Consider the following 7,361-nt stretch of genomic DNA (forward strand, 5'->3'; position numbering starts at 1 on the left):
GCACGGCCTGCCGATCATCGGCCTGTCCTCGCTGGTTTCGCCGGCGGCGATCGAGCGCGGCCGGCTCGCCGGCTTCCACGACTACGTCGCCAAATTCGACCGTCCCGGCCTGATCGCGGCGCTCAAGGAACAGACCGCCGAACTCGCCAGGGCAGCCTGAGGCGGCATGACAGCACAGTTTGAAAGGTTTTGAAATGACCAGCAAGACGGAAACGAGCGAGGGGCTGGTTGCCGAATACGTCACCGCCATGATCGGAGGCCAGCTGTTTGGTCTGCCGATCTCCCGCGTGCAGGACGTGTTCATGCCCGACCGCCTGACGCGCGTGCCGCTGTCCACAGCCGAGATCGCCGGCGTGCTCAATCTGCGCGGCCGCATCGTCACGGTGATCGACATGCGTGCTCGGCTCGGCCTGCCCAAGGCCAACGACGGCAAGCCGCCGATGGCGGTCGGCGTCGACCTGCGCGGCGAATCCTATGGCCTGTTGATCGACCAGATCGGCGAGGTGCTGCGGCTCGCCGAGGACAGCCGCGAGGAAAATCCCGTCAATCTCGATCCCCGCATGGCCAAGCTCGCCGGCGGTGTCCACCGGCTCGACGGCCATCTCATGGTCGTCCTCGACGTCGATCGCGTGCTCGAACTCGCGTCCGATTTGATGGCGGCGTAAGCGGCAAAGACCGCGCTGCTATCGGAATACAATGTCCCACAAGGGGTCTGGGAACTAAGAGGCTACAATGAGAACATGTCTGGTGGTCGATGACTCGAGCGTGATCCGAAAGGTCGCGCGCCGCATCCTGGAAGGGTTGGACTTCCAGATTGTCGAAGCCGAGGACGGCGAGAAGGCGCTCGACATCTGCAAGCGCGGTCTGCCCGATGCGGTGCTGCTCGACTGGAACATGCCCGTCATGGACGGTTACGAGTTCCTCGGCAATCTGCGTCGGCTGCCCGGCGGGGATCAGCCCAAGGTGGTGTTCTGCACCACCGAGAACGACGTCGCCCACATCGCGCGTGCGCTGCACGCCGGCGCCAACGAGTACATCATGAAACCGTTCGACAAGGACATCGTGACGGCCAAGTTCCAGGAAGTTGGTCTGATCTGATGCTGCCACGTCGATCCGGCGGCCGAACAGCCATGGGGGGCTGGCGTGCTCGCAAGTTGCGTTCGTGTTGTGCTGTTGGATTGTATGTGGTGAAGCATGAGTGTTGCGTTGGCTAATCCCTTGTCTCCGACCTCGACGCGCCAGCCTCCGTTGAAGGTGATGGTGGTCGACGATTCTGTCGTGATCCGCGGGATGATCTCCCGCTGGATCGCGTCAGAACCGGACATGGTGGTGGCCGCCTCGCTCCGCACCGGGCTCGAAGCGGTCAACCAGCTTGACCGCATCAATCCCGATGTCGCGGTCCTCGACATCGAAATGCCGGAGCTCGACGGCATCTCGGCGCTGCCGCAGCTGCTCGCCAAGAAGCGCAATCTCATCGTCATCATGGCCTCGACGCTGACCCGCCGCAATGCGGAGATCAGTTTCAAGGCGCTGTCGCTCGGTGCGTCCGACTATATTCCCAAGCCGGAGAGCACGCGCGCGGCCCACGCCGCCGACATCTTCCATCACGATCTGATCCAGAAGATCCGTACTTTTGGCGCGAAGCTTCGCCGCACCGCGCAGCCGCAAGCCACGCCCCAGCTCGCGCCGGCGCCATCGCCGGCCATCGAAAGAATGCGCGGCCTCGCGCCGCGCCCGGCTGCCGTCCAAGCGGCGCCGCTACCGGCGCTGGCGCGCCGCGCCTTCGGCGCGCAGGCGCCCCGTGTGCTTCTTGTCGGTTCTTCGACCGGCGGTCCGCAGGCGCTGATGTCGCTGGTGACCGAGCTCGGGCCCGTGATCGACCGTTTCCCGGTTCTGATCACGCAGCACATGCCGCCGACTTTCACGACCATTCTTGCCGAACATCTCGCGCGCGCGAGCCGGCGTCCCGCCCACGAGGCCGCGGACGGCGAGACGGTCAAGGCGGGCCAGATCTATCTTGCGCCGGGCGGTCGCCACATGCGCGTCGTGAAGCATGGCATGGACGCGCAGATCGCACTCGATGACGGACCCGCGGTGAATTTCTGCAAGCCCGCGGTGGACCCGCTGTTCATGTCGGCGATCGAGGTCTGGCAGGGCGCCATCATGTCCGTGATCCTCACCGGCATGGGCTCGGATGGCATGCGCGGCGGCAAGGAGATCGTCGCAGCCGGAGGAAGTGTCATTGCCCAGGACGAGGCCACCAGCGTGGTCTGGGGCATGCCCGGATCCGCTGCAAATGCGGGCATCTGCGCCGCCGTCCTGCCGCTCAACCAGATCGCGCCAAAACTCGTCCGTTTGTTTTCGGGAGATCGCTCGTGAACCTCTTGGACTACGAGTTCTTGCGCAAGCTTCTGAAGGAGCGCTCGGGTCTCGACCTGTCGGCCGACAAGCAATATCTGGTCGAGAGCCGCTTGCTGCCTTTGGCGCGCAAGGCGGGCCTTCCCGGGATCGCCGAGCTGGTGCAGAAGCTGAAGAACGGTGCGAACGCGCTCACCACGGAAGTGGTCGAGGCGATGACCACCAACGAGACCTTCTTTTTTCGCGACAAGATTCCGTTCGACCATCTGCGCGACACCATCCTGCCTGCGATGTTGCAGGCGCGCGCCAACCGGAAATCCCTGCGGATCTGGTGCGCCGCGTCTTCCACCGGCCAGGAGCCGTATTCGATTGCCATGTGCCTGAAGGAAAAGGCGCAGGTGCTCGCCGGCTGGCGCGTCGAGATCGTTGCCACGGACCTGTCGCAGGAGGTGCTGGAGAAATCGAAATCCGGCATCTACAGCCAGTTCGAGGTGCAGCGCGGCCTGCCGATCCAGCTCCTGGTCAAGCACTTCACCCAGATCGGCGAGCTCTGGCAGATCAACCCCGACATCCGCGGCATGGTTCAGCATCGGCAGCTCAACCTGCTGCAGGACTTCTCGCATCTCGGCAAGTTCGACGTCATCTTTTGCCGCAACGTGCTGATCTATTTTGATCAAGAAACCAAGATTGCGATCTTCGAACGCCTCGCCAGGCAGCTCGAGGGCGACGGCGTGCTGCTGCTGGGCGCGGCGGAATCCGTGGTTGGCATTTCCGATGCGTTCCGGCCCTATCCGGACCGGCGCGGCCTGTACCAGCCCAATCCGGCACGCGCCCTGCGTGCCAATGCCGGCGCCATGCCGCTGGGCCTGAAGGTGGTGGCTGCGCGCTGAGACGCACTGCGCACGAGAGCCTCAGACGATCACATGCGGCAGGAAGCGCGAGCTGTTGCCGGTGATCGGATTCTCGTCCTCCCGGATCGACAATCCGCACGGCGTGTGATCGACCAGCCAGCTTCCGATGACGGCATGGGAACTGGCGAGACGAGGCAACGGCGCATAGGCCTGGCGAACAAAACCTTCGGCGCCATAGGGGCCGTCCTGCTGCACGATCGCCGTGCCGTCCCGGATGAGCGCGATGTTGGCGCCCTCGCGCGAATAGAGCGGCTTGCGCACAAAGGTCTCGCCGAGCGAGGCCGCTCTCGGGTCGTCCTCGAAGAACGCCGGCAGCAGATTGGGGTGGCCCGGAAACATCTCCCACAGCAGCGGCAGGATGCCCTTGTTGGAGAGCACGGCCTTCCAGGGCGGCTCGATCCATCGGGTCTGGGCATGTGAAAGTTTTGCGCCAAACGTCTCGCGGAACATCCACTCCCAGGGGTACAGCTTGAAAGCGAGCGCGATGTCCCGGCCCTCGAGGTCGACGAAGCCGCCGCCGTCCTCGCGCCAGCCGATATCCTCGATATCGATCAGCGTGGTCGCAAGTCCCGCCTGGCTTGCGGTGTCCTCCAGATAAGCGAGCGTGCCCGCGTCCTCGCTGCTCTCAGTGGTGCCGGCAAGGTGCAGATCGTGCCCCTCGCCGAGTTCGGCCCAGCGCCTGATCAGGCGTTCGTGGATCGAGTTGAATTGATCGCAATCCGCCGCAACGATCTTCCGCTCGATGGCCTGTTCGAGCCAAGTCCACTGAAAGACCGCCGCCTCGAAGATCGAGGTCGGCGTATCGGCGTTGTACTCGAGCAGTTTCGCAGGTCCATGTCCGTCGAAACCGAGGTCGAGCCGGCCATAGAGGCTGCCCTCGTCGCAGTGCCAGCTGTCGCGGATCAGCGGCCAGAAGGCCTCTGGTATTCTTAGCCGGCGGAGAAAGGCCTCATGGCCGACTGCGCGGCCGACCAGTTCAAGGCACATCGCGTCGATTTCCGCGGTCGGCGCTTCGATGCCGTGCTCGATTTCCTGCAGCGTGAAGGCATAGTGAGCACGCTCGTCCCAATAGCGCTCGCCATCGATGGTGTGGAAATCGAAACCGCAGGCGTCCGCGGTGAGGCGCCAGTCATCCCGTTCAGGGCAGGCGGTGCGCTGCATGAGGACAGGTCAGCCGCCGGCGTGGCCATGGCCATGCCCGTGGCCATGACCATGGAAGTGGTGCAGCGTGCCGCCGAAACCCCGATAGATGGCGCGGCAATGAAGCCGTCCGCCCGCACCGGGCACCGCCTCGGTTCCAGGACGGCAGGTCTTCGCCTGAGCCAGCCCCATCGAGGCGACGCCGACCGCCGCACTTCCCATCATCGTCAGCACCACGCGCCGCGAACGTTTCATGATGCGCCCCTCTCGAGCGAATGGTACCGAGCAGATCCGCTTAGCCGGTTTCCCGGATCAAACAAGTCAAACGAGGTCATTTCACGGCATCAGCCACCGCCGAAGCCGAATGCACATGCGAAGGAGCCGAAGCCGCCGCGCGTAACGCCGGATCTCGCTTCCGAAAGCAGGAACGCCGGCAGCCCGGCGAGTGATTGGAGGATATCTAGGCGGTGCCTCTCGTCGGGATCCCCTCAAGCTTGCACAAAGTTGGCACCGGCGCACGCAAATTGCGGCGCAACTCACATTTGAGATCGGCAACCTCAGGTATAATTCGGTGATGAAGCTTCGACTGGCTCCAGGCGCTGGGGTTGGCCGGCTTCTCATTCGGCGAGGGACGGAGTCCGGCATGAAGCGTTAGGAGGAAAACGATGAGAGGATCTGTCAGGGCTGCTTTGGTCTGTGCTTTGTCGCTCCTGTCCAGTGTTCCCGTCACGGCACAGACGCCGAATCCGGCGATGAATGCCCCCGATCAACTGGCCTGGCAGTTCTTCATCCAGGTCAATACCAGCGCAGGCGGCTCGAATGCGCTGTTCGAGACCTGGGCCAGCGACACCGACACGTTCAATCCTGCCCCGCAATTTCCGACCACCGCGGCGCCGCTTGCCCTGCATCCGCCGGTTGTGCCGGGGCAGGGTCGGCTCGCCCTGCAGCGCGGCGGGCGCTTGCTGCCTGCGGTGCCGCCGGGGCCGGGCGTGCTGGAGGAATCCCGCCGCAACAAGGAATCCTTCGACTTCATCGTGCAGAACAATCTGTTCAGGATTTCCGGCCTGCGCGCTGCGTTCGGCAAGACCCTCTCTTTTCCGGTCGCGGCCATGGAGGTGAAAGCGAACTGGCAACTGGTGACCGACATTCCAGCTTTCACCAACGGCCGGGTCGCGCTGGCCGACGTGCCAAAACTCTATCATGTCAATACCGGCGCCGACGGCAAGCAATATGCGTTCGTCTCGATGCACATCATCTCCAAGGCGGTGCCGAACTGGACCTGGGCGACCTTCGAGCACAAGTTCAATCCCGGCCGTTGCGACATCATCGGCTGCAAGGACCTGTTTGGTGCGCTGACGTCAGTGGTGCAGCCGAATCGCACGCCCAACCAGGGCTATCCCGATTGCGCCAAGACGCCGGCGCTGCAGGCGATGATCTCCGCCGCCAATTGGGATCCGGCTTTCGCCAATTACTGCCTGAAGGGATCGCAGACCGATTTCACCGATGCTAGCGGCCTCGACATCCGCGTCGGCAATTCGGTCACCGAGAACGGCTTTGTCGATCAGTCCTCCTGCATGACCTGCCATGGCCGCGCAGCCTTCGACCGGAGCGGCAACGCAACGTCGCAGGCCGGCTTCGACGACAACGGCGCGCCGCTCGGACCGATCCAGGCGAACTGGTACTGGAATTTCAACAGCCAGCCGCCGATCTTCGAGGGCATGTCGGGCTTGACCCAGATCGGGACCTCCGCCGACTTCGTCTGGTCGATCCCGTTCTGCGCGATCGACGATACACAGAACCCGATCCCGCCCTCCAACTGCTCGGGCAAATGACGCCGCCATGATCGAAAAGGTCGCGCTCGCCGGCAGCGATCGCGCCGCGCCGGAGGGGGCGGTGCTGGTCGGCGAGGTCGATCCGGACGAACGGATCGCGGTAACGATTCACCTCAAGCGGCGAACGCCGGATCGGTTTGCGCCGGGCAGTGCCGGCGATCTTGCGCGGCTGTCGCAGCCGATGACGCGCCGCGCCCTCGCCGCAGAGCGCCGCCGCACTCACGCCGCGGCGGCCGCGCGGGTACGCAAGCTGGCGAAAGCCTACCGCGTCGTGGTGCGCGACATCGATCTGGCCGCGCGGACCGTCACGATCGAGGCCACGGCGAAGCGGCTTTCACAACTCCTCGGCGCCACGCTCCGCATCTATGACGACGGGCAGCAGCGCTTTCGCGCCCGCGTCGGCCACCTGATGGTGCCGAAGGAGATTGCGCCGTGGACGCGTGCGATCCTCGGCTTCGACCAGCGGCCAGTCGTGCGGCGGCCGCTGGATCGCCTGCGCGCGCTTGCCGGCGTTGCCGGAGGAGGCGGGTTGTGGCCGACGGAGATCGCGCGCCTCTATGGCATCCCGCTCGATCGCGATGTGTCGAAGATCTGCGTCGGTATCATCGCGCTCGGCGGCGGCTATCTGCCATCCGATCTCGCCAAGGCGCTGGCTGCGATGGGCCGCGAGATGCCTGATGTGGTCGACCGATCCGTCGCCGGCAATCGCAACGCTTTCGGGGGCGGTAGCGATGCGGACCAGGAGATCGCGCTCGATCTGCAGATCCTCGCTGGCCTCTTGCCGAAAGCGCGGATCGTCGTCTATTTCGCCGGCAACACCACCAGAAACCTGGTCGGCGCGATCAACCAGGCGCTGTTCGATGACGTCAACCGGCCGCAGGTTTTGTCGGTGAGCTGGGGCAGCGCAGAAACATTCTGGACCGATGCGGCGCGCGACGCGATGCAGGCGGCGCTGGCGGACGCCATGCGGCTGCGGGTCAGTGTACTGTTCGCGGCCGGTGACGAACTCGCGACCGGCGGACTGACCGACGGCAAGGCGCATGTCTGGTTTCCCGCCTCCAGTCCTTATGCGCTCGCCTGCGGCGGCACGCTGCCGACGCCGGGCGCGGACGGAATCGGT

General features: G+C 64.7%; 8 protein-coding genes. 6 read left to right on the forward strand and 2 right to left on the reverse strand.

The window, feature by feature from the left end; translation table 11 throughout:
- Nucleotides 1-194: 194 nt before the first annotated feature.
- The 4 genes from JOZ76_RS01705 to JOZ76_RS01720 all read left to right on the forward strand — a co-directional run bounded on the left by JOZ76_RS01705 (nt 195) and on the right by JOZ76_RS01720 (nt 3,248).
- Nucleotides 195-665 carry a chemotaxis protein CheW gene (locus JOZ76_RS01705; protein WP_291696904.1) on the forward strand — a complete coding sequence of 157 codons (471 nt, stop codon included), beginning with the start codon at nt 195-197 and terminating at the stop codon, nt 663-665.
- Nucleotides 666-732: 67 nt separating this feature from the next.
- Entirely contained in the window at nt 733-1,098 is a 366-nt protein-coding gene (locus tag JOZ76_RS01710; protein WP_291696905.1) for a response regulator, read from the forward strand.
- Nucleotides 1,099-1,194: 96 nt separating this feature from the next.
- Nucleotides 1,195-2,379: a protein-glutamate methylesterase/protein-glutamine glutaminase gene (locus JOZ76_RS01715; RefSeq protein WP_291696906.1), complete on the forward strand. Its 1,185-nt coding sequence runs from the start codon at nt 1,195-1,197 to the stop codon at nt 2,377-2,379.
- Nucleotides 2,376-3,248 (forward strand): CheR family methyltransferase, encoded by an 873-nt coding sequence (locus JOZ76_RS01720; RefSeq protein ID WP_291696907.1) that lies wholly within the window; start codon nt 2,376-2,378, stop codon nt 3,246-3,248. The genes JOZ76_RS01715 and JOZ76_RS01720 overlap by 4 nt, the downstream gene beginning before the upstream one ends.
- Nucleotides 3,249-3,269: 21 nt before the next feature.
- Here JOZ76_RS01720 and JOZ76_RS01725 read toward each other — a convergent pair whose 3' ends face one another.
- Nucleotides 3,270-4,430, reverse strand: coding sequence for a glutathionylspermidine synthase family protein (locus JOZ76_RS01725; RefSeq protein ID WP_291696908.1), 1,161 nt, complete (start codon nt 4,428-4,430; stop codon nt 3,270-3,272).
- Between the two features lie 9 nt (nt 4,431-4,439).
- Nucleotides 4,440-4,664, reverse strand: a complete 225-nt coding sequence (locus JOZ76_RS01730; RefSeq protein WP_291696909.1) for a hypothetical protein — start codon at nt 4,662-4,664, stop codon at nt 4,440-4,442.
- A 410-nt stretch (nt 4,665-5,074) separates the two neighbouring features.
- Between JOZ76_RS01730 and JOZ76_RS01735 the strand changes: the two genes are divergently transcribed.
- Together JOZ76_RS01735 and JOZ76_RS01740 are read left to right on the forward strand one after the other, a co-directional pair.
- A complete protein-coding gene (locus tag JOZ76_RS01735) occupies nt 5,075-6,241 on the forward strand; it encodes a hypothetical protein (RefSeq protein WP_291696910.1) in 1,167 nt (388 codons plus the stop codon).
- A gap of 7 nt (nt 6,242-6,248) precedes the next feature.
- Nucleotides 6,249-7,361 (forward strand): S53 family peptidase (locus tag JOZ76_RS01740; RefSeq protein WP_291696911.1); only part of this gene is annotated, 1,113 nt, incomplete at its 3' end.

It is taken from the genome of Bradyrhizobium sp. (assembly GCF_019244115.1).
Classification (GTDB): domain Bacteria; phylum Pseudomonadota; class Alphaproteobacteria; order Rhizobiales; family Xanthobacteraceae; genus Bradyrhizobium.

Coding starts and splice junctions, on each gene's coding strand:
- JOZ76_RS01730 (WP_291696909.1), bottom strand. CDS start 4,664: ATGAAACGTTCGCGGCGCGTGGTGCTGACGATGATGGGAAGTGCGGCG.
- JOZ76_RS01705 (WP_291696904.1), top strand. CDS start 195: ATGACCAGCAAGACGGAAACGAGCGAGGGGCTGGTTGCCGAATACGTC.
- JOZ76_RS01735 (WP_291696910.1), top strand. CDS start 5,075: ATGAGAGGATCTGTCAGGGCTGCTTTGGTCTGTGCTTTGTCGCTCCTG.
- JOZ76_RS01710 (WP_291696905.1), top strand. CDS start 733: ATGAGAACATGTCTGGTGGTCGATGACTCGAGCGTGATCCGAAAGGTC.
- JOZ76_RS01715 (WP_291696906.1), top strand. CDS start 1,195: ATGAGTGTTGCGTTGGCTAATCCCTTGTCTCCGACCTCGACGCGCCAG.
- JOZ76_RS01725 (WP_291696908.1), bottom strand. CDS start 4,430: ATGCAGCGCACCGCCTGCCCTGAACGGGATGACTGGCGCCTCACCGCG.